Source organism: Saliniramus fredricksonii, assembly GCF_900094735.1.
Lineage (GTDB): Bacteria > Pseudomonadota > Alphaproteobacteria > Rhizobiales > Beijerinckiaceae > Saliniramus > Saliniramus fredricksonii.
Window position 1 is genome coordinate 1,090,127 of the sequence record NZ_FMBM01000002.1, and the last position, 21,625, is coordinate 1,111,751.

General features: G+C 60.9%; 12 protein-coding genes. 10 read left to right on the forward strand and 2 right to left on the reverse strand.

Annotated elements, in window-relative coordinates; translation table 11 throughout:
* Window positions 1–50 precede the first annotated feature (50 nt).
* The gene (locus tag GA0071312_RS11630; RefSeq protein WP_074443290.1) at window positions 51–1,700 is read right to left on the reverse strand and encodes an IS1634 family transposase; all 1,650 of its coding nucleotides are present in this window, start codon (window positions 1,698–1,700) and stop codon (window positions 51–53) included.
* A 110-nt stretch (window positions 1,701–1,810) separates the two neighbouring features.
* Here GA0071312_RS11630 and GA0071312_RS19685 point away from each other — a divergent pair, with 110 nt between their 5' ends.
* The 10 genes from GA0071312_RS19685 (at window position 1,811) to GA0071312_RS11670 (ending at window position 21,135) form a co-directional block, all read left to right on the forward strand.
* A complete protein-coding gene (locus tag GA0071312_RS19685; RefSeq protein WP_131817787.1) occupies window positions 1,811–2,038 on the forward strand; it encodes a hypothetical protein in 228 nt (75 codons plus the stop codon).
* A gap of 40 nt (window positions 2,039–2,078) precedes the next feature.
* Entirely contained in the window at window positions 2,079–2,822 is a 744-nt protein-coding gene (locus GA0071312_RS19690; RefSeq protein ID WP_131817788.1) for a hypothetical protein, read from the forward strand.
* Between the two features lie 27 nt (window positions 2,823–2,849).
* Complete coding sequence (locus GA0071312_RS11635; protein ID WP_131817789.1) at window positions 2,850–4,004, forward strand: hypothetical protein; 1,155 nt, start codon at window positions 2,850–2,852, stop codon at window positions 4,002–4,004.
* A 144-nt stretch (window positions 4,005–4,148) separates the two neighbouring features.
* Window positions 4,149–4,847, forward strand: a complete 699-nt coding sequence (locus tag GA0071312_RS11640) for a hypothetical protein (protein ID WP_074445108.1) — start codon at window positions 4,149–4,151, stop codon at window positions 4,845–4,847.
* 5 nt (window positions 4,848–4,852) lie between these two features.
* On the forward strand, window positions 4,853–6,199 hold the full coding sequence (locus GA0071312_RS11645; protein WP_131817790.1) for a Tle-like phospholipase domain-containing protein: 1,347 nt from the start codon (window positions 4,853–4,855) through the stop codon (window positions 6,197–6,199).
* Between the two features lie 93 nt (window positions 6,200–6,292).
* A complete protein-coding gene (locus GA0071312_RS11650) occupies window positions 6,293–7,048 on the forward strand; it encodes a hypothetical protein (protein WP_131817791.1) in 756 nt (251 codons plus the stop codon).
* Between the two features lie 14 nt (window positions 7,049–7,062).
* Window positions 7,063–19,089: a calcium-binding protein gene (locus GA0071312_RS20330; RefSeq protein WP_074445111.1), complete on the forward strand. Its 12,027-nt coding sequence runs from the start codon at window positions 7,063–7,065 to the stop codon at window positions 19,087–19,089.
* Window positions 19,090–19,237: 148 nt separating this feature from the next.
* Window positions 19,238–19,606, forward strand: a complete 369-nt coding sequence (locus GA0071312_RS11660; protein WP_074445112.1) for a c-type cytochrome — start codon at window positions 19,238–19,240, stop codon at window positions 19,604–19,606.
* A gap of 70 nt (window positions 19,607–19,676) precedes the next feature.
* Complete coding sequence (gene dapB / locus GA0071312_RS11665; RefSeq protein WP_074445113.1) at window positions 19,677–20,492, forward strand: 4-hydroxy-tetrahydrodipicolinate reductase; 816 nt, start codon at window positions 19,677–19,679, stop codon at window positions 20,490–20,492.
* A 22-nt stretch (window positions 20,493–20,514) separates the two neighbouring features.
* Window positions 20,515–21,135, forward strand: coding sequence for a 2,3-bisphosphoglycerate-dependent phosphoglycerate mutase (locus GA0071312_RS11670; RefSeq protein ID WP_074445114.1), 621 nt, complete (start codon window positions 20,515–20,517; stop codon window positions 21,133–21,135).
* Between the two features lie 12 nt (window positions 21,136–21,147).
* Here the strand turns inward: GA0071312_RS11670 and GA0071312_RS11675 are convergent, their stop codons facing one another.
* Window positions 21,148–21,606, reverse strand: coding sequence for a hypothetical protein (locus GA0071312_RS11675; protein ID WP_074445115.1), 459 nt, complete (start codon window positions 21,604–21,606; stop codon window positions 21,148–21,150).
* Window positions 21,607–21,625 lie beyond the last annotated feature (19 nt).

Consider the following 21,625-nt stretch of genomic DNA (forward strand, 5'->3'; position numbering starts at 1 on the left):
GATAGGGGGCGCCTTCGCGCTTTTAGCACCACGGTCGGAGGGTCGTGCGGTCAAGCAGCTTCGGTTTCGGCGATGTTCGGCGGCAGCGCCACGCCGACGGCGCGGAATACCGGCCCGACCTGACCGCTTACCGGGGTACGGATGGCAATGCTGCGTCCGTCCTTTTCGATTTTGCCGCTCTGCAGGCGGTCGAGATCACGCAGGAGCGGGCGCCACTCGGGTTTGATCCCGGCTTCGGTGCAGCGGTCGAACAGCTCCTTGTGCAGCATCAGGGCGAGGAAGGAGCAGAAGACGTGGCCGCGGATGGCGGCATCGGATGAATGGAAGATCGGACGTGTCGAGAGCGTCGCCTTGGCGACACGAAACAGCGTCTCGACGGTGAGCAGGTCCCGGTAGCGCAGCATCGCCTGAAGCGGAGAAATCCTCGCGTTGGTGCGCAGGACGAAGATCCCGTCATAGCGGGCTTCCTCGGCGATCTTGCCGGCATCGATCTCGAAGGCATCACGCGTCGTGGTGTTGAGATAACGCCTGTAGGCGGAGTTGCCGACGAGGGCCTTGTCGCCCTTCTTCAACTGCGTATCGAGGGCAGCGATGATGGCCTGGCGGTCCTCGCGGTCCTTCTCGGCCTGCGCCTCGTTGCGGCAGACGATGTAGCGGACCCCGTCGACGACGACCTCCTTGGCGAAGAGCTGCGTCTCGCCCTGGCTGCGCTCGACGAGGAGCGGCGTGAGGGGTTGCGGATCGTCGAGAACCCGGCGCATGCGTGCGTCGGTGCGCTCGCGCACACCCAACACATATTCCAGACCCTGTTCCTCTAGCGCCGTGATCGTGGCCTGCGAGATCATGCCCCGATCCGCCACGATGCAGGCTCGGGTGATACCGAAACGGCTGCGCAGCCGCTGCACGATCGGCAGCAGGATGGCGACATCGGCGGTGTTACCTGGCATCATCTCGGTGCAGACCGGGCGGCCATCGGCATCGACGATGACGGCGAGGATCATCTGGTTGAGATCAGGGCGATGGTCCTTGGAATAGCCCCGTGCCCCCAGCGTCTCGCCGCCTTCGCCGTGGAAGGACAGGGAGGTCGTGTCCATGAAGACGATGGAGAGATCGGTAAACAGGTCGCGCCGGCGCGCAAACAGCGCCTCCTCGATCACGTCCTTGACGGTACGCGGCGAAAAGGGCGTCGCATCCTTCTGCTCGTCCTTTGGCAGATCTTCTCCGAGCCAGGCCATGGCCCGATAGAAATGGTGCAGCGACAGATCGTCGGCACCGGGAATGTCGTAATCCTGCATCCAGGACGCGCAGTCGCGATCCGAGCCGGAGACGAACAGACGGTGCAGCGTCGCGGTGAACACGGCCCGCTCCACCGGGAATTCGAAGCCGCGTTCCCCAAGCTGATCAGCGATCACCTGATCGATGCCGAGTTGCTGCCACAGGCGCCCGAAGAGCAGCGGCCCGCCGATGCGACGAGCTTCGTATCGCGCCACATCACCGTTGTTGATGGCATCCAGGACCATGGCCCGTTCCGTGAACCGTCCGACCGAGGCGGCCAGGCGATCGAGATCCTTGCTGGCGAGAACCGTTTCCTTGCGTCCGAGATTGCGGATGATGCGCTGCTTCGTGCGGCCACCCTCGCGGACATTCTCCACAAGGTAGATGTAGGTGTAGCCATTGATGGTCTTCTCGCGCACGAACATGCCGAATTAGCATCTCAGAAACCTCCATTCGTCAAGCAATGAAACGCCTATTCTTACATTATTTAGCACCACACAAACTGACGCCCACCGACCCCACCTCAATAACATCAATGGCTTACGGAAAAATGTTCCCGCTTCGTCCAATTCAACTGTTCAACTTGGGCATGGCTGATGTCGATGCCATGACTGCGATCCTGGATAGTGGTGACCGTGCGGGTGCTTATCTCTACTATTACAATATCATCAGGGACGTCGACCGTGATGCGGCTGATCAGATCCTGATGCAGATGCAGATCACGACCTATAGCGGCTTCTTTGGTGGTGGTTTTCCTATTTGAAATTCGTCAGTTGCGACGGGTGAGGGACAGGTGAATTGGAATGATGGTAAAAAGAGATCAGAAAATTAGAGGTGCAGCTGGCTTGCTGTTTCATGCGCTTGTAGCCTTCGCCGTTCTCGCGATTGCGCCGGCCAATGCCGACACGGTGCCTGGCTTTGTAGCTGGTGACAATCGGCACCTTTCCTTCGATCCATCTCCGGTTACAGTTCTTTTTCGCTATAGTGATGGCGTGCGTGAACTGCGCATCCCGCGACAATACATCGTTATCGCATCCGGCGATTTCTCCAGCCGCGACGGCCCGATTCCTGATCAGATCGACACCCATGCTGTCACTTTGGCAATAGCCTATCCCGATGGCGAGGCATGGACTATCGCAACGCGCGATTACATACGCGAACATGGCACCAGTGCTCGTATGGTTGGTGCAGAGATGCGATACGAATTCAATAAGGTTGTAGTCAGGCGATCCGGTCCGGTTGACTATCGGACCCGGAGCTATGGATCAGAGCGTGCCGAGCGCGATGCGGAAACAGGTCTGCTTTCATTCACACAAGGAAAAAGCAATATTCGCTTCATTGGCGATGAGTCCGATTATTTTGGAGATATCGATTGTTCCCAGGCATTAAATCCACGCTGGCTTTGTGATTACAGAGCACACATCACGCACAACATCGCGATAACAGCGTCATTCGTCGACTTCCGCCTGCATGGTGGCCGTGAATTTGCCAACCAGCGCATGCGCTTCATCCGCGAAACTGTCTGCACGTTCACCTCAGAGTGCTGATAGCATTTTACTCGAAGGATCCGGAACATGAGCAACCAGATCATTACTTTGGCCGACACGGCTGCCATGACCGCTATTCTGGATAGCGGAGACCGAGCTGGTGCTTACCTTTATTACTACAACTTGATCAGAGATGTCGATCGTGCGGCTGCCGATCAGATTCTCATGCAGATGCAGATCACGACCTATAGTGGTTTCTTCGGTGGTGCCGCGCTGATTGGAAATTCCATTGCGAAAGACAGCAATCCTGATCTCTATCCCCCGACGCTTGATATTTTTTCCGAAGAGATTTTGCGTGGTTTGATTTTGACAATTGAGGCGGCAGTTGAAGACCCTGATCATTCCGGCGTCCTCAGCGCAAGCGAAATTCGTGATGCCGATCGTAGTGTCTGGGAAGCCATGCAAATGGAACAATATTTTCCCGGCAATATCCAGTTTCCCTATTCTGACTCGGTCTTCTATTCTGAAGGCACGATGACGGCGATGCTGGCGGGGTTGCAGCTGACTTTCGGGTCGCGCGTCGGCAACAGGGCGGAGCATTTCACGGGCAGCGGCTATGTGGTCGACGATGCCACCGATTACCTTTTGATCCGTAACGCTGACGGCATCATCGTCTATGTCGAAGACAAGCTCGGCCTCGTCGATGATGCGACCAACGGCATGCATGAGAACCCGGGTCAGGTGGTCCTCACGGCGGGAATGGATGCGCTTGCGTCCATCGCCCGTATCGCCCTCGCCTTCCCCAAGCTCGCCCTCGGCGTCAGCGCCGGCCTGCTTTCCGCCTTCATCGGGGCCGTCTCCGTCATCCAGTCGAACGATGCCGCAGCCCAGGCTGCGGGTGTGGGCATCGGCAAGCTGTTATCCTCGGTGACCGACGAGATCGAATACGATGCCACGGCGGCGGCGCTCTTCAAGAAATATGTCGGCGCAGACGGTGTCTCCGCCGATCCGAATGCGACCCTGCCCGAACAGTTCGTCTGGGATGATTTTGGTATCATCCTGCGCTCGCAGGGCAGCTTCATCGCCGATGACGACCCGGACATCATCATCGGTTTCAATGATTCCGTGAACCATGCCGGAAGCGGCGAGGATATCCTCGTCGGCTTCGGCCAGTCCAGCAATCACGGCGGCGCCGGCAGTGACTGGCTGTTCGCGAAGGACGCCCCCGCCCTCGCAGCGTGAGTGGTTCTTAACAGATCATTAAAATTCTGGATTGTTTTTTTGGATTGGCGGGGTAAGGTTCGAAGGGTGCTCCGGGCGGGCATCGCCTGAGGAGAGCGGCGGGATGGTTGTGGTTGCGGGCTTGGCGGATCAGGGGATGGCGCGATGAGCGGGTTCTGGCGTTTTTTCCGCTATGGGCTGCTTGGCATCGCGATCCTCGTTGCGTTATTGATCGCGATACCGGTCATCTATTTGACCGCCGGCTCGGTTTACCAATCGCGCGTTCACTACACCCACCACTACCGGCTGGTGCTGGAGATCGAGGATCACGGCGAGATCCGTACCGGCTCCAGCGTGATCGGCGTCAGTTTTTCACCGACTCCGCCCTGGACCGTCTACAGATTGGGCTCACCCTGGACACGCTTTCATGGCGAGGCCGTGGTGGTGGAACTGTCGACCGGGCAGGTCGTGGTGGCGACGCTGATGCATGGGCCGAGAGGCAATACGGAACAGATGCAGTCGCTAGCCAGCCGCACCCTGGGCGCAAACGCGCCGGGCAATTTGCGCGATGCACCAAATTGGACGGGAAAGGGTGAAGTGACCGGTTCCGACATTCCAACAATGCTCTTGTTCAAAAGCCGCGACGAACCATCCGGGGGCCGTTGGGTCGCGCCAGACGAGTTTGAGGAAAAAATCGGGCCGAACATTCAGTTTCGCCGCATGACGCTGGAAATGACATCCGATCCTGTAACACGCCAGATCGAAGAGAAACTTCCATTCATGGCACGCGACTGGGATGAACTTCGCGAAGAAGCCCGATCGAAGGGCGGTGGGGTTCCTCAACGACGGATTTTAACAAGGTGAATGAGATGAGCAACGTATCCAGCATTGATTCCGATGTTTTCAAGGCTCTTCTTGCCCTTGACGCGTACAATAGAGGATATGGCAGGGGCATAGAACTTCTGCCAGGCGCAAACGGAATCGGATTCGCCGAGTATCTGGATGTAACCAAAGACAATGGCGACGATAACGTAACCAATCCGGAATTCGGCCTGCATGCCGACTCAATCGCCGCCTCATTCTACGCCCGCGCCTATACTTACAACGGCGAGACCATCATCAGTTATCGCGGGACGGATCAATATTTTTGGAATGATCAAAGCTGGGGTGACATCATCAATGGCTGGACTCTCGGTGCTGGTGTGACGGCTTCGAGCCAGGGAGAACTCGCGCTGCAATTCTACAATGCTGTCAAACAAGCGGCGGGCGAGAATACCACGATCAGCGTGACGGGGCATTCGCTGGGCGGCGGGCTGGCCGGGTTCGTGGCCGGGTTGCACGGCCTGGAGGCGAGAACCTTCGACACCATGACGTATATCAGCAGTGTGCAGCAATTATATAATTATATCAAACCACCTATTCTCGGTTCCGAATACTGGTACGATCTCGTCTACGGCACCGGGTCTCCGAACGCGCCGGATTTCTCCAATATCCAGGGCTATTTCGTCGAAGGCGAAGTTCTGGAGGGTGCGCTGCCTGCCCGCACAGAGAGCGCCTACGATCTCACCTCCATCTCGCATGAATCCGAGCTCGGCATGAACGCGTTGCACAGCCAGTCATTGCTGACGCTGCTGCTCTATGGCGAGAAGCAGGTTGGCGGGGACAATGCCGACTGGCAGGGGGCGAAGGCTGAGCTGGTGACGGCCCTGTTCGATGACGCGATCGGCGAGGCTGCCGGGGCCGCGCGCATCGACGGTACGAGCAAGGTTGCAAACGCATACGCCGACATCCTGCGCACGACGCTGGCTTATTCGATGATCGACGGGGGCATTTATCATTTCGGGGATAGCGGCATCCATGCCTTGTTCGATGATGCCGGCGATCTGGGCGCCGCGCTGAACACGCCCGGCGTGACCGACAATCTCGCACGCGCGGCGCAGGCGCTGGCGCAGAGCTTCACGCAATATGCCGGCCAGCTCGCCATCGGCAAGGTGATGGCCGGTCAAGGCAGTCCCGAGCGCGACGGCATCCTCACCCGCGCCGCCGACGGCTCCACGCTCAGCGTCGATTACAGCCAGACCCGCTGGCGCGACGGCATGGACGGCACCGACCCCGACCGCATCGTCGGACGCGAGATGCTGATCGACAGCGTGATCGGGGCGGGGGAGAATGCCGAGGCTGCCAATGACGAGATGGCGCCACCCCTCGCAGCGTGAGTGGTTCTTAACAGATCATTAAAATTCTGGATTGTTTTTTCGGATCGATGGGGTACGAATTGACGATACCATCAAGCGTCGAGGAGTGGGGTAGTGGTTGTGCGGCTGAAAGGGTTATTGCCATCGTTCTGGCCGGGTGTGGCGGCGTTGATGCTGATGATGGCGCTCGCGAGCGCGCCGGCCCGGGGCGATGCAGTGCCGGGCATGGTTGCTGCGCCTGACCGCCATCTCTCTTATGATCCGTCGCCCGTCACAGTGCGGTTCGTTTACGAGGACGGTACGCGCGATCTGCTGATTCCGCGCAAGTATATCGTTTTCGCATCCGGCGAATTTTCCAGCCGCGACGGGCCGATCCCGGATCTGATCGAAACAAAATCAGTCAAGCTCGTGCTGACCTATCCCGATGGCGAGGCATGGACCGTTGCGATACGTGAATACATGGGCGAACACGGCGTGAGCGCGCACAGGGCTGCCGATGAGATGCGTGACAGGATGCATATCGTACAGTTGCGACCGACCAATAACTTCATCGACCTTGGTGTTGCCCGTAACGATTTTCGTATCCGTGACCTTGAAGGCTCTATCGGCGAATTTGGCCTGAAAGAATTCGAAATAAGCCGTGGAAATCAGCAATTCTTTCTTGGATCTGAAGATGACGAATTTCTTAGAATTGTTTGTTATAATCCCAAGAATCCGGGATGGTTTTGCAAGTATGATGCCCGATTGACACAAAATATTGTATTTAGTGCTGACTTCGTCGACCTGCGCATTTTCGGCGGGCGCGAATTCGCCAATAACCGCATGCGCATGATCAAGCGCACCCTGTGCACCTTCACTGAATCCTGCTGACCGGAGATCGAGTCATGTCGAATGTCGTACTCACCATGGCTGATGTCGATGCCATGACTGCGATCCTGGATAGTGGTGACCGTGCGGGTGCTTATCTCTACTATTACAATATCATCAGGGACGTCGACCGTGATGCGGCTGATCAGATCCTGATGCAGATGCAGATCACGACCTATAGCGGCTTCTTCGGAGGCGCCGCGCTGATCGGGAATTCCATTGCGAAAGACAGCAATCCGGATCTCTATCCGGAGACGCTGGATATTTTTTCGGAGCAGATTTTGCGTGGATTGATTACAGAGATTTCTCTACGCATTGAAGATGGACAATCCGGCGTCCTGACAGCGGATGATATTCGCAACGCTGATCATGGCGTCTGGGATTCCATGCAGATGGGGAACTATTTCCCCGGCAATATCCAGTTTCCGTATAATGACTCGGTCTTCTATTCTGAAGGCACGATGACGGCGATGCTGGCGGGGTTACAGCTGACTTTCGGGTCGCGCGTCGGCAACAGGGCGGAGCATTTCACGGGCAGCGGCTATGTGGTCGACGATGCCACCGATTACCTTTTGATCCGTAACGCTGACGGCATCATCGTCTATGTCGAAGACAAGCTCGGCCTCGTCGATGATGCGACCAACGGCATGCATGAGAACCCGGGTCAGGTGGTCCTCACGGCGGGAATGGATGCGCTTGCGTCCATCGCCCGTATCGCCCTCGCCTTCCCCAAGCTCGCCCTCGGCGTCAGCGCCGGCCTGCTTTCCGCCTTCATCGGGGCCGTCTCCGTCATCCAGTCGAACGATGCCGCAGCCCAGGCTGCGGGTGTGGGCATCGGCAAGCTGTTATCCTCGGTGACCGACGAGATCGAATACGATGCCACGGCTGCGGCGGTCTTCAAGAAATATGTCGGCGCAGACGGTGTCTCCGCCGATCCGAATGCGACCCTGCCCGAACAGTTCGTCTGGGATGATTTTGGTATCATCCTGCGCTCGCAGGGCAGCTTCATCGCCGATGATGACCCGGACATCATCATCGGTTTCAATGATTCCGTGAACCATGCCGGAAGCGGCGAGGATATCCTCGTCGGCTTCGGCCAGTCCAGCAATCACGGCGGCGCCGGCAGTGACTGGCTGTTCGCGAAGGATCAGGCGGAGGTCCATGGTGGCGGGGCCAATGATATTCTTGTCGGTGTCCAACAAGCTGAACTTGATGGCGAAGACGGGGATGACTGGATCTTCCATTTCGGCAACGGTGTCGCTGATGGCGGTGCGGGTGATGACGTGCTCGTGTCCATCGGTGGCCAGCGTGAAGGCGACAATATTCCGACGCTGCGCGGCGGCGCAGGTGATGACTGGCTGATCTCGATCAATAATGACTTTTCTATCCTCGTCGGCGGCGAAGGCGAAGATGTTCTCGTCAGTACTGGCGGTGAAACGCATATGTGGGGCGGTGACGGCACCGGCGCGCCGGATGGTGAAGAAGACTGGTTCGTCGTTTCCAATGGTGCGTTCGTTCGCGATGCCGGCTATGAAGATAAAGCATTTTGGGACGGCTTCCGCCTGACAGGCGGCATGCAGATGAGCTGGATGGAATCCGGCTGGGCCTATTCAATGCCAGTCGCGACAGCATTCATGGGAATGCCCGGAATCTTCGGCAACCTGATCGCCGCTACCTTGTTGCAGGTCACGGTGATACCGCCGATGAACTTCCGCTACGGCATGTCCGAAAGCGGCCAGTTGATCATCCAGCATGCGCGCGGGCGCGGCGGGCAGGCGGTGATCGAGGATTATGATCTCGACCTCGAGACCGGCGCGGCGACGGGCGGGGTCGTGGTCTTCAGGCAGGAGATCGGGAAATCGTCGCTGGCGGAGTTTCGCAATTACATCGAACTGAGCATCCGCGCGGGTTTTGCCGGCGGCTATACCGGCACGGATCCGCTGGTGCTCGATCTCGACGGGGACGGGCTCGATCTGACCCGGCGCGAGCGCGGGGATGTCCATTTCGATCTCGGCGGCGAGGGTTTTGCGCGCCACACTGCCTGGGTGGGTGCGAGCGACGCGCTGCTGGTGCGCGACATCAACGGCAATGGCCGCATTGATGATATCTCGGAGCTGTTCGGCAATGCCACGATATCGGGCTTCACCGAGCTCGCCGCGCTCGATTCCAACGCCGATGGCGTGATCGATGCCGGTGACGCCGGTTTCGACACGCTCCAGATCTGGCGCGACCTCGACCAGAACGGCGAGAGCGATGCGGGCGAATTGCAGACGCTCACGGAGGCCGGCATCGCCTCGATCTCGCTGAGCACCGGCGATCCCGACGTGACGGATGTCAACGGCAACACCATCCGCGAGGTGGCGGGCTTCACCCGCAGCGACGGCACCACCTCGACCATCGCCGATGTGCTGCTCGACAACGACCCCACCAATACACGCTATCTCGGCGATACCAGCGTCTCCGCAGCCGCAGCCGCGCTGCCGGCGCTGAAGGGTTTCGGCCGCGTCACCGATCTGCGCGTGGCGATGACCGACGACGCCGCGCTGCTGGCGCAGGTCACGGCCTTCGCCGATCTCCCCGTCGGCACCTCCTGGGCGGATCTGCGCGCGGATGCCGAGGCGATCCTGTATCGCTGGGCGGGGGTGGACGGCGTCACCGCCGATGCGATGGGCACGGATTTCGACACGCGCAAACTCGCCTTCCTCGAAACCTATTTCGGACTCGAACTGACCCCGCGCGACGCGGCCGGCGTGCCGATCGGCAACAATCTCGCCGAGCTTGTCGAGAGCTGGGATGCCGCCCTCGACAAGGCCACGGCGCGCCTCGCGGTGCAGGGGCCGCTCGCGGCGCAGTTCGCGGGGGTCAGCTATAGCGAGGGGCGCGACCGGCTGCAGGCGGAGGGGCCCGCAGCACTCGCGGATGCCTTTTCGTCTGCGCTGGCACAACTCCCCACTGACGCGACTGCGGCGCAGCAGGCCTGGGATGCCCTGTGGGGGCCGCTCCTGCGTCACGTCACCGAGGCCATGCGCCGCGCCGACGGGATCGACGTGCGCCATGACTATATCGTGCAGGGGCTGGTTACGGCGCTGGAGACGACGCCCTCGGCGCTCGACCTCGCCACGCTGGCGGCGGGGATCGGCATTGCCGATCTGCGCATCGGTGATGCCGGCGCGACCACGCTTTCACGCGCCGGGGCGAGCGGGTCGATCGTCTATGTGGCCGATGGCAGCGACCAGGTCTTCAATGGCGGTACGGGCCAGGATGTCTACGTGTTCGGCGCGGATTTCGGGCAGAACGTGATCAACGATGCGGAGGGCCGCCAGTCCGGCGACCGCATCCGCCTCGCCATGCAGAATCCGGATGATGTGGAGATCACCCGCGACGGGATCGATCTCGTCATCTCGGTGATCGGCACGAACGACCGGATCACGGTCACCGGCCATTTCGAGACGCCGCTGGTTTCCCTGAGCGGCATGCCGATATCCCCTGATCGCGCCATCGAGGAGATCCAGTTCGCCGACGGCACGGTCTTCGAAAGCGGAGACATCGCGGCGGCGGTCGGTCTCGGCACGGATGGCGACGACGTCATCATGGGCACGGGCAAGGCCGACGAGATCGAGGGGCTGCTCGGCGACGACCTTCTGATGGGTGGCGATAACGGCGACATCTATTTCTATGCTCGCGGCGACGGCAACGACACGATCCACGACATCATGACGAATCCGCTGCTGAACGCACCGGACTCGATGATCTTCCTCGACGGCATTCGCGCCGGCGACGTCACTTTCAGCCGCGATGGCGACAGCGATGATCTGGTGATCAGCTTTGCGTGGACGGGAGATTCGATCACGATCACCGATCAGTTCGAATATTCGTCGCTGGGTTACGGAAAATTCGCGCTCAACAGCCGGATCGAGCATTTCTTCTTCCGTGACGGCCCGGTCTATAGCTGGCAGGAAGTCCAGCAGATGGTCATTGCCGGTCAGACCACCGACGGTGATGACGAGATCTTCGGTTTCGGCACCGACGACGTGTTCGAGGCCAGCTCCGGCAACGACGTGATCCGGGGCATGGATGGTGGCGATACCTACCATTTCGGCCATGGTTCGGACCACGATACCATCATCGAAGGTTCCCGCTTCCCGGAGACCTTCATCTCGGGACTGGTCGATACCGATTGGGGATCGAACGACAAGGTCGTGTTCGGCTCGGGCATCACCGTCGACGACGTCACCTTCGCGCGCCTCGGAGAAGAGCCTGACCTCCAGATCACACTGGCCGGCAGCGAGACCGACAGCCTGACCATCAAGGGGCAGTTCGACGGGGTGAAGCTCGACCTGTTCAATCTGCTCGGCATCGCCTGGTTCGACCGGATCGAGGAATTCCATTTCGAGGACGGCACCGTGCTCGACTGGGAAGACGTGATGAGCATCGTCACGACCGGCACGGATGGCGACGATGCGATCTACGGCGCGCTCTATCCCGATTTCATCGATGGCGGCGCCGGCAACGACTACCTCTCCGGCGGCGATGACGGCGATACCTATGTGTTCGGGCGCGGTTACGGCAACGACGTCATCGACGACAAGCGGACGAACGTCCTCGTCACCGCCCCGGACCGGGTGCTGTTCGGCCCCGATATCGCGGTGGAGGATATCAGCTTCACCCGTGACGGCACGAGCACGGACCTGCTAATCACCATCGACGGCACGGACGATCTCCTGCGCATCAAGGATCAGTACAGGGTCACCGAGACCGGCCCCTTCGGCGCCCACGCCTTCAACCGGATCGAGATCTTCGAATGGGAAGACGGCACAATCAGCCACTGGCGGGATCTGCGCCAGGAGATCATTGATGCGGCGCGCACGGATGGCGACGATCTGATCATGGGGACCCATTTCGACGATGTGCTCGATGGCGGACCCGGTGACGACATTCTCAGGGGCGATGACGGCAACGACACCTACATTTTCGGCTTCGGTTACGGCCACGACCGCATCATCGACGGACGCAACAACATCCTGTCGGGTCGGCAGGACAAGGTGGTATTCCAGCAAGGCGTCACCCCGGACGATCTGTCGTTCTCACGCCCGCTCGACAGCCATGATCTGGTCATCACGCTGAGCGACGGCTCCAGCCTCACGATCGAGAAGAATTTCGACATCGTCTTCGGCATCGGGCAATACGAATTCAACCGGATCGAGGAATACCATTTCGAGGGTCTCCCCGATGCAACGATGAGCATCTGGGACATTCAGGACATCCTGCTCACCAGCACTGACGGTGACGACGTCCTGGAAGGTTTCGAGGGCGATGATGTCCTTGCCGGCGGCGCGGGCAACGATCTGCTGATGGGCCGCAACGGTGATGACACCTACATGTTCGGCATCGGCGACGGCCAGGACGTCATCAGGGATGACGAAACCAACATCCTTGCGGGCGACAAGGGCGACAAGGTGGTGTTCGGCCCGGGAATCGCGCCGGAGGATATCGAGGTCCTGCGCATCGCCGATGATCATGATTCGCTCATGCTGCGTATTGCCGGCACCGACGACACCCTCACCCTGTGGGGGCAGAACCGCTATTCGACGATCAATTACCGTCGCTACGAGATCGAGCACTTCCATTTCGAAGACGGCACGCAATGGACCTCGCGCGACGTCTGGCGCCAGTATTTCGAGGATGCGCGTTCCGATGACGGCGTCACCATTCGCGGCTTCTGGACCAGTGACCGGATTGAGGGCGGCGCCGGGAACGACGTGCTTATCGGCGGCGACGGCGCCGACACCTATCTGTGGGGCGTCGGATCGGGCAATGACCGGATCGAGGAATCAATCCGTTTCGTGAACTATCGCAGCGACGACACGATCATCTTCAAGGGCGATCTGACAATCGACGATCTCGACATCGCCCGCATCGGCGACGATCTGGTCTTCACGGCGCAGGCTTCCGGCGAGACGCTGACCGTCGCCGATCATTTCCGCAGCGCGCACCAGCATTTTGCAGTAGAGAATTTCCGCTTCGAGAGCGGCGGGGTGTTCACGCAGCAGGAGATCGAGGACCGTGTCATGACCGGCACGGATGCCGACGACACGATCATCGCAACCGCGCATGCCGATCGCATCGAGGGGCGCGGCGGTGATGACAGCCTCACCGGCGATACGGGATCGGATACCTATATCTACAATCCCGGTGACGGCAACGACACCATCATCGAAGCGCCCGACAGGCATACCCGCGACACGCTTGTCTTCGGCGCGGGGATCAATGCTGCGGATGTCAGCTTCGCGCCCGCGTCATCGGGTTCGCACGACATCGTCCTGACCATTGCTCATGACGGCGCGACGATCACCCTCGTCAATCAGCTCGGCACTCACGGGCGCGGTATCGAGCAGATCGTCTTCGGCGACGGCGAGACCTGGCTGCGCACCCAGATCGCGCAGGCAGCAGGCGTTGCGCTCAATCTGGTGACTGGCGACGACAGTGGCCAGACGCTGAACGGGACAGGCGGCGACGACATTCTCGAAGGCGGCGCCGGCGACGACCTCCTGCGCGGCGGCTCCGGCTACGACATCTATGTCTGGGGAGCGGGCAACGGCAATGACACGATCAGCGAGATCGGCGGTCGGCGCGATATCGATACGGTTCAGTTCACCGGGCTCGCCAGCAGTGACGTGTCGATCACGCGCACCGGCGCTGATCTGTTCGTGACGATCAATGCGACCGGCGAGTTCCTGACCATCGTGGATCAGTTCAGGTCGACGCGTTATGCAGTCGAGCGCTTCGAATTCACCGATACCGTGTGGGACCATTTCGAGATCGCCCGCGCTGCAGCACAGACAGGCACGACCGGGGACGATACGCTGGCTGGCACCGGTTATCAGGATATGCTGATCGGCGGACAGGGTGATGATTTTCTCGAAGGCGGCAATGGTGACGACATCTATGTCTATGCCCGCGGTGATGGTCACGACACGATCGAGGAGGACCACAATGACGGCAGGCGCGATGTCCTGTTCCTGGAGGATATCCTTCCCGACGCGATAACCCTGGCGCGCAACGGAATCGACGTCACCCTGGAGATCGCACCATCTGCCCCGGGCGCCGGCGACGCGGGCTCGGTGACGCTGATCAGGCAGCTGAATGATTACCATTATCGCGGTGTGGAGCGCATCGAATTTGCCGACGGGACCGTCTGGCGTCAGGAGGATCTGCGCGAAATGCTCATCGCGCAGGCATCGAGCGACGGCGATGACACGATCATCGGCTTCAACACCAACGATACGCTTCGTGGCGGAACGGGCGATGATTTCCTCGACGGCGGCAAGGGCAACGACACCTATGTCTATGCGCGCGGTGACGGGTACGACACGATCGAGGAAATGCAGGTCGCCGGGCGATACGACGTTCTCGTCTTCGAAGATGTCCTGCCCGACGAGATCACCCTGGTGCGCAACGGAATCGACGTCACCCTGGAGATCGCACCGTCGGCCCCGGGCGTTGGCGACGCGGGTTCGGTGACGCTGATCAGGCAGCTGAATGATTACTATTATCGCGGTGTCGAACGCATCGAATTCGCCGATGGGACCATCTGGCGCCAGGAGGATCTGCGCGAGATGGTTCTTGCGCAGGCCGTTACCGATGGCGACGACACGATCACCGGCTTCAATGCCGACGATGTGATCCGCGGCGGGCAGGGCGATGACGTCCTGACCGGCGGCAAGGGCGATGACACCTTCATCTACGCACGCGGCGACGGCCATGACACGATCACGGAAGTGCTGGCCGGTGGCAGAGACGACAGGCTGATCCTGGAGGATATCCTCGCGCACGAGATCATCGTGACGCGTGAGGGCGACGATGCAATCCTCAATATTGCCGCGTCGGCAGATGGTGATGGCAGCGATGCCGGCTCGGTGCGGCTCGTGGCTCAGTTCGACAATGAGCACCAGCGCGGAGTGGAGAGTATCGTCTTCGCCGACGAGACGATCTGGTATACGGGCCAACTGCGCGCCAACTATCTCGAAAACGCGACAACCGACGGCGATGACGAGATTTTCGGCTTCAACGATCGTGATGACACCATCATCGGCGGCGCCGGTGATGATATCCTGCATGGCGGATCCGGAAACGATACGCTCCATGGCGGCGAGGGCAACGACAGGCTCGAGGCGGGCACCGGCAACAACGACCTCTTCGGCGGCCCGGGCGATGACATGCTCGTAAGCAATCGCGGCACCAACAGTTTCGATGGTGGAGCAGGCAACGATACCGTCGATTACTCCTACAGCTCTGCTTCCTGGGAATTCAATCTCGACGCAGAATATGCCCGTACGGGCAGTGTCACCGAAACGCTCGTCTCGATCGAGAACGTGATCGGCGGCAGCGGTGATGAGATCTTCTACGGCAATGCCGCCGACAACATCTTCTCCGGCGGGCGTGGCAGCGACAGCTATCATTTCGCTCTCGGTGACGGCGACGACGTCATCCGCGAGAACGGCCGCTCCAACGAAACGGACCGGTTGACTCTCGTCGAACTGGCGCCGGATGCGGTCGAATTGTATCAGCCCTTCGAGAGCGAGGATCTCGTCGTGCGCATTCTCGCGAGCGGCGAGACGATGACGGTCGAGCGGCATTTCGAGGGAACTTCGCGCGGGATCGAGCTGATCGATTTCGCTGATGGCACCAGCTGGAACCGTGCCGACATCAAGGCGATGACCGCCATGGCGGGCACAGCCGGTGTGGATGCGCTGGTCGGCACCAGAGCTGCCGACCTCCTTGATGGCGGGCCCGGCGATGATGTCCTGCGCGGGCGGCTCGGCAGCGACACCTATATCCATGCTGCCGGCTACGGCAATGACACGATCATCGAAACTGCCGGCCTGAACGATACCGATGTCGTGCGCCTCGTCGATCTGACCCGCGCGGACGTGGCCCTCAGCCGCGACGGCCTTGATCTGCACGTCGCGATTCTGGCGACTGGCGAAACGCTCACGGTTCAGGAGCACTTCCGCTCGACGCAATACGGGATCGAGGAAATCCACTTCTCCGATGGCGAGATCATGGATCGCCTCATGATCCTCGAGGATGCAAACACGCTTGGCGGTACGGGCGGCGATGACACCATCACCGGCACCAGCATGCGCGACTGGATCCGCGGCGGCCCGGGGGACGACATTCTCGATGGCCGCAGCGGCAACGATACCTATCTGTACGCGCGTGGCGACGGCCACGACACGATCACCGACGGCATTCACAACGGCAATGATGACCGCCTGATCTTCGAGGATATCAACCCCGACGCAATCACCATCATGCGTGACGGAACCGATATTACGCTCGATCTCGCCGAAAGCGCGCCCGGTGCGGGCGATGCCGGATCCGTGCATCTGGGAAGCCAGTTCAACATCTATTTCGGGCGGGGCGTGGAGACGATCATCTTCGCCGACGGCACATCCTGGTCGCAGCAGGATGTCCGTAACATGATGGCGCTCGAGGGTGGCGGCTTCGCCACGCATCTGGGCTTTGCCGGCGATGATGTCATCTTCGGCCGCGCGGGCAGCGATGATTACATCATCGGCGGCGCGGGCGATGACACGCTGCACGCTGTCGGCGGTGACAACGTCATCGATGGCGGCACCGGCGATGACGTGCTGCATGCGGGAACGGGCGTCGACAGCTTCGTCTTCCGCGCCGGCGATGGCGTGAACGACATCATCGATTTCGATACGATCCAGGACCGCATCGTCCTCGATGGCGTCGATCTGACGGATATCTCATTCTATCAATACTCGAACGGGGCCCAGATATTCCTCGCCGACGGCACGGATTTCTTCTTCCAGGATCTGACCGGCGCGAGCCTGGGCGACTTCACCTTCATCGATATGGACGGCAATGCGCTTGTTCTTCCTGAGCCGGAGCCCACGAATGGCCTGATCACCGGTACCGACGGTGATGACAGCCTCGTCGGCTCCTCCAGCCAGGGCAACCACATCATCGGCGGTGACGGCGACGACTTCCTCCATGGTGAGGGCGGCGACAATCTCCTCGATGGCGGCACCGGCAATGATTTCATGCGCAGCGGCTCCGGCCAGGACACCTTCGTCTTCCGCCTCGGTGACGGGCAGGACGTGCTCGAGAATTTCGACATCACGCAGGACCGCATCGCGCTGGACGGGCTGGCGATCGCCGATCTGAGCCTCAACGTCTATTCCGGCGGCAGCCAGCTCATCGCGGCGGACGGCACGGAATTCTGGCTGATCGGCGTCACGGGGGTCGTGCCCGGCGATTTCAGCTTCATCGATATGGCGGGGAACGCTCTCATCCCGGAACCGGAGCCCGAACCGGAAGCGGAGCCGGGGCTAATTTCCGGTTCACAGGACGATGAGGATCTCATCGGTTCCTCGGCGCAGGACAACCGGATCACGGGCGACGCAGGGAACGACTTCCTTGATGGCGTTGGCGGCGACAACTTCCTCGATGGCGGTGCCGGCAATGATTTCATGGCGAGCGGCACCGGCCAGGATACCTTCGTCTTCCGCCTCGGCGACGGGCAGGATGTCATCCAGGATTTCGACATCACACAGGACCGCATCGCACTGGACGGTCTGGCGATCAGCGAGCTGAGCCTGAACGGTTCAACGGGCGGCATGCAACTCGTCGCATCCGATGGGACGGAGTTCTGGTTGATCGGACTGGCCGATCTCGCCCTTGGCGATCTCAGCTTCGTCGATATGGACGGCAATGCCCTCATCCACGAACCACTGGCTGAACCCGAGCCCGGGCCCGAGCCGGAAACCGGACCGGAGGGCGAACCCGAGCCGGTCCTCGGCGCGATCACCGGTACGCAAGATGATGACGTCCTCATCGGAAGCGCCGGACAAGACAACCATATCATCGGGGGCGAAGGGGATGACTTCCTCGACGGTGTCGATGGCAACAACCTCCTTGATGGCGGCACCGGTGACGATTTCATGGCGAGCAGCGCGGGCCAGGACAGTTTCGTCTTCCGCCTCGGCGACGGGCAGGACGTGATCGAGGATTTCGACATCACGCAGGATCGCATCGCCCTCGACGGTCTCAGCCCGATCGCGCTCGAGGTCGTCGGCCATACCGGCGGGACGCAGCTCGTGGCTGCAGACGGCACCGAGTTCTGGCTGATCGACGTGACCGGGATCGAAAGGAGTGATCTCAGCTTCGTCGACATGAACGGCCAGTCGATCGATATCGCGTTTTCTGATGTCATCATTGAAGGTTCGCCCGGCAATGACGAGTTGTTCGGTGCGATTGACGAGAACAACCACATCATCGGCGGTGCCGGCGATGATATCCTGCATGCCGTGGGCGGCGAGAACATTCTCGACGGTGGCGCCGGTGACGATGCGCTTCACTCCGGCACCGGGACCGATACTTTCGTCTTCCGCGCCGGCGACGGGATAAACAATGTCATCGGTTTCGATCTGGCCCAGGATCGCATCGCCCTTGATGGTGTCGCACGCGCGGATATCTCGTTCTATGAGTACTGGAACGGGGCGCAGATCTATCTCGCGGACGGGACGGATTTCTTCTTCGAGGATCTGACCGGCGTGACGATGGACGATTTCAGCTTCATCGACATGGACGGCAACCCGATCGATGCCAGCGAGCCACTGACAGTGCTGCAGGGCACGACGGGCGACGATACGTTGGTCGGCTCCGCGACCCGGAACAACCACATCATCGGCGATGCCGGCGACGACTTCCTCGACGGCGTCGATGGCGACAATATCCTCGATGGCGGGACCGGCAGCGATTTCATGGCAAGCGGCGCCGGCGCGGACACTTTCGTCTTCCGCCTCGGCGACGGGCAGGACGTGATCGAGGATTTCGACCTGATGCAGGATGACATCGCGCTCGACGGGCTGGACGAGGAGGATCTGACTCTTACCGATCACGGCAGCGGCTCGGCGCTCGTGGCCGCCGACGGCACGGAATTCTGGTTCATCGGACTGACCGGCGCGAACCGTACGGATCTGAGCTTCGTGAATTACGATCAGATCGCCTGATGAAGGACGGGGAGGGCTGTGGCGCAAGGCCAGCATTGCGTGTTTCGACCGGACCGCGCGGCGCGCATGCTTTGCCGAATGACAGGGTTCTTCCGCTTCGGGCCGTGATATAGTGTGTGGTTCGGATAATCGCGTGGGAGTGAGCGCCATGCCTGGAATATGCCGGACCTCGACCATCCTCGTCAGCTCGTTTCTGCTCGCCGGTTGTCTGGCGCAGGAAGAGGTGCCGTTTGCCGGCGGCATGCCCGAGCCGGCTTCGGCGGAGCGGGGCGAGGCGGTGGCGCAGGAATGGTGCGCGACCTGCCATGCGCGCGACGAAAGCGAGCGCGCGGCGCGTCCCGCCGAGGCCGGAGACGGGCCGAGTTTCGCGGAAATCGCGCGCCGCGAAGGACGCGACGAGCTCTTCTTGTGGGATTTTCTCGAGGAAGACCACTTTCCGATGCCGACTTACCGGCTGTTTCCGCGCGAGCGCGCCGACATCGCAGCCTATATCGTCAGCCTGCGTATCGAAGAATAAAGCCGCGCGACGCTTTTCTTTACGGGACTATGCCGTTATACCGCCCGCTGCTTTCGACAGGAGTTCCTTGATGGCAAAAACCCGTCTGGTGGTGGCCGGCGCTTCGGGGCGCATGGGCCGCATGCTGATCAGGACGATCGACGAGACCCCGGGCTGTGTTCTGCACGGCGCGCTCGAACGCCCGACCTCAGGCTGTGTGGGGCAGGATGCCGGCATGGTCAGCGGCGTCGGCGATCTCGGTGTCACCGTCTCGTCCGAAGCGCGCAACGTGCTCACCGAGGCCGATGTGCTGATCGATTTCACCACGCCCGAGGCGAGCCTCGCCTATGCGGCGCTGGCAGCCGAGACGAATACGGCGCATGTCGTCGGCACGACCGGGCTCTCCGCCGAGCAGATCGACGCGCTGCGTGCCTTCGGCGAGGAGACCGTGATCATCCAGTCCGGCAACATGTCGCTCGGCGTGAATCTCCTCGCGGCGCTCGTGCGCAAGGTCGCGACGGTGCTGGGCGAGGAATTCGATATCGAGATCCTCGAAATGCATCACCGCCAGAAAGTCGATGCCCCGTCGGGTACCGCCTTCATGCTCGGTGAGGCTGCAGCACAGGGGCGTGCGATCGATCTTGAAGAGCGCTCGGTACGCCATCGCGACGGCCATACAGGCGCGCGCGATCCCGGCGATATCGGCTTTGCGACCCTGCGCGGCGGTACGGTGGTCGGCGATCACTCCGTCATCTTCGCCGGCCCGCATGAGCGGATCGTGCTGCAGCATGTGGCAGAGCAGCGTATTCTTTTCGCGCGCGGCGCCGTGCGCGCGGCGATATGGGGCAAGGGCAAGCCCGCCGGGTTCTATTCCATGGCCGATGTGCTCGGCCTCAACGACGTTTGAACGCAACGAAAGGATTGATGCGATGGAGCGCCTTCTCGTGCTCGTGCGACACGGCCAGAGCGAGTGGAACAAGCAGAACCTCTTCACCGGCTGGCGTGATCCGGGCCTCACCGAACTCGGTGTCGAGGAGGCCGTGCGCGGCGGGCGCCTGCTGAAGGAGAGGGGGCTGTCCTTCGATATCGCCTTCACCTCGGTGCTGACCCGGGCGCAGAAGACGCTCGATCTCATCCTCGGCGAGATCGACCAGGAAGGGCTCGAAACCTTGAGCGATCAAGCTCTCAACGAGCGCGACTATGGCGATCTCGCGGGGCTGAACAAGGACGATGCCCGGGCGAAATGGGGCGAAGAGCAGGTCCATATCTGGCGCCGCTCCTATGACGTGCAGCCGCCCGGCGGCGAAAGCCTGCGCGACACGGTCGCACGCGTGCTGCCCTATTACATCCGCGAGATCCAACCGCGTGTGATGCGCGGCGAGCGTGTCATTGTCTCCGCGCATGGCAACAGCCTGCGTGCCCTGATCATGGTGCTCGACGGCTATACGCCGGAAACGATCCCGAGCCTCGAACTCGGCACCGGCATTCCGATGGTCTACCGCCTCAACGCCGATACCACGGTGGCGAGCCGCGAGATCCTCGAAGATTGACCTGCATGGCCTTCAGCCGAAGATGAAGGCCAGAAACGGCACTGCGGCAACACCCGCCGTCACGAGTCCCGCTGCCAGCATGGTGCGGTCGCGCTTTGCCGCGATCGCACGCAGGCGCCTTGCCAGGCTCTGCCCGTCCAGCCGGGCATTGTCGAGGACATAGAGCGCGTCGTCCTCTCTCAGGCCGAAGAAGGCGATGGCGTCGCCGAGGCCGTCTCCGGCGAGGCCCTGCGCGCGCAAAAGCGGATCCGCATGCGCGATTTCTATTGGTGAAGCCTGATACCGCAGGCGGCTGCGCGCATCGAACGGCGCTTCGTAATCCTCGGGAAAGGGCGCAAATTCGGTATTCGGACGACGTTCGAGCAAGGCCGCCCAGCGCTCGAGGCGTTCACGGCGGGTCAGCATTTCCCGCGGGCGGTGCGACGCGACATGTGCAACGCTATGGAGTTGATCAATACCCTCGTGTTTCATCGATCCCTCCTCTGCAATA

What these genes read in the sequence shown, in the direction of transcription:
- GA0071312_RS11630 (WP_074443290.1), bottom strand. Translation starts at nt 1,700, where the DNA reads ATGTTCGTGCGCGAGAAGACCATCAATGGCTACACCTACATCTACCTT.
- GA0071312_RS19685 (WP_131817787.1), top strand. Translation starts at nt 1,811, where the DNA reads ATGGCTTACGGAAAAATGTTCCCGCTTCGTCCAATTCAACTGTTCAAC.
- GA0071312_RS19690 (WP_131817788.1), top strand. Translation starts at nt 2,079, where the DNA reads ATGATGGTAAAAAGAGATCAGAAAATTAGAGGTGCAGCTGGCTTGCTG.
- GA0071312_RS11635 (WP_131817789.1), top strand. Translation starts at nt 2,850, where the DNA reads ATGAGCAACCAGATCATTACTTTGGCCGACACGGCTGCCATGACCGCT.
- GA0071312_RS11640 (WP_074445108.1), top strand. Translation starts at nt 4,149, where the DNA reads ATGAGCGGGTTCTGGCGTTTTTTCCGCTATGGGCTGCTTGGCATCGCG.
- GA0071312_RS11645 (WP_131817790.1), top strand. Translation starts at nt 4,853, where the DNA reads ATGAGCAACGTATCCAGCATTGATTCCGATGTTTTCAAGGCTCTTCTT.
- GA0071312_RS20330 (WP_074445111.1), top strand. Translation starts at nt 7,063, where the DNA reads ATGTCGAATGTCGTACTCACCATGGCTGATGTCGATGCCATGACTGCG.
- GA0071312_RS11660 (WP_074445112.1), top strand. Translation starts at nt 19,238, where the DNA reads ATGCCTGGAATATGCCGGACCTCGACCATCCTCGTCAGCTCGTTTCTG.
- dapB (WP_074445113.1), top strand. Translation starts at nt 19,677, where the DNA reads ATGGCAAAAACCCGTCTGGTGGTGGCCGGCGCTTCGGGGCGCATGGGC.
- GA0071312_RS11670 (WP_074445114.1), top strand. Translation starts at nt 20,515, where the DNA reads ATGGAGCGCCTTCTCGTGCTCGTGCGACACGGCCAGAGCGAGTGGAAC.
- GA0071312_RS11675 (WP_074445115.1), bottom strand. Translation starts at nt 21,606, where the DNA reads ATGAAACACGAGGGTATTGATCAACTCCATAGCGTTGCACATGTCGCG.